Origin of the sequence: Streptomyces sp. NPDC058664, from assembly GCF_042716635.1 — a bacterium.
GTDB lineage: Bacteria > Actinomycetota > Actinomycetes > Streptomycetales > Streptomycetaceae > Streptomyces.
Window position 1 is genome coordinate 1 of sequence record NZ_JBHXRW010000249.1, and the last position, 1,087, is coordinate 1,087.

General features: G+C 72.3%; 1 pseudogene. It reads right to left on the reverse strand.

Annotation, left to right across the window (positions count from 1 at the left end):
* Nucleotides 1-1,087, reverse strand: a pseudogene (gene tap, locus ACFWUY_RS41920) (telomere-associated protein Tap); the annotation flags it as partial.

Genomic DNA, 1,087 nt, shown 5'->3' on the forward strand with positions numbered 1-1,087 from the left:
GGCTTGCCCTCCCGGTAGGGCAGGAAGTCCAGCGGCGAGGGCCCGGCGGCGGCGTAGACGACGCAGTCGGACAGGATCGCAATCGGGTACTGCCCAGTGAACGACGCGTGCTTGACGATCTTGCGGTGCAGGTTGATCCGGGTGCGGGAGATGACGGCCGCCCGGATGTCGGGCCGCCACGTCGGGCGGGACAGGGCGCGCCACGGCTCGCCCGGCCGCCAGCCCTCCCCGCGCGGGCGCTCGCGCAGCTTGCCCAGGCCGCCCTTCACCGTCGCCTTGACCGCCGAGACCACGAGTCCCAGCTCCGGGTCACGGGCCTTGTAGCCGTCCATCGCCGCGAGGAAGTCGGCCGGCGACAGGTCGGCGTCGACGCCGAGGTCGGCCATCGTGGCGAGGTAGGCGTCGCGCAACCGGTTGTACCAGCCGTCCAGGTAGCGGCCGTTCTCACGCCGCACCCACGCCTCGGTCGGGCGCACCTCGTAGCCGAGCTCCGCCGCGTAGGCGACGGTGGGCGTCGCGTACCAGGCCGGGCCGGTCGGGCGCTCGCCCTTCGGCGTGAACGGGGAGGGCAGCAGGCTGCCGTCCAGCTCCACCCACTGCTTGCCGACCTTCACCTTCGACAGGTCGACGTGGGAGAGGTCCACGAGCCGGGCAGCTTCGGGTCGAACACCGGGTTCGTGACGTGCGTCGCCTCACCGAGGCCGACGTTCAGGCCGTTGGCGCCGGCGGCGAAGGCCATGCTGACGTCGATGCCGACCAGGTGCCGCAGGGTGCACTCCGCGTCGGTCATCGGCCGTGCCCAGTCGTACGCTTCTTCGAACAGCTTCTCCGCCGGGCCACGCACGTGGAACCGGGGCAGGTCCTTAAGGACCGGGTGGCCGTCGGGGACCTCGCACGGCGGCCAGTTCATCGGGTCGATGCCATCCTTGCCCAGCGAGCCGGGGTTGTGCTCGGAGTGCCGCTTGCCGTCGGCGTCCGGCTCGGAGGCCCGGGTCGGCGGGTGCAGGGCGGTCATCAGCTCCAGACCGGTCACGGCGGTCGAGCCGCGCGGCGTCATTACCCGCGAGGCGTACACGCCCAGGACGCG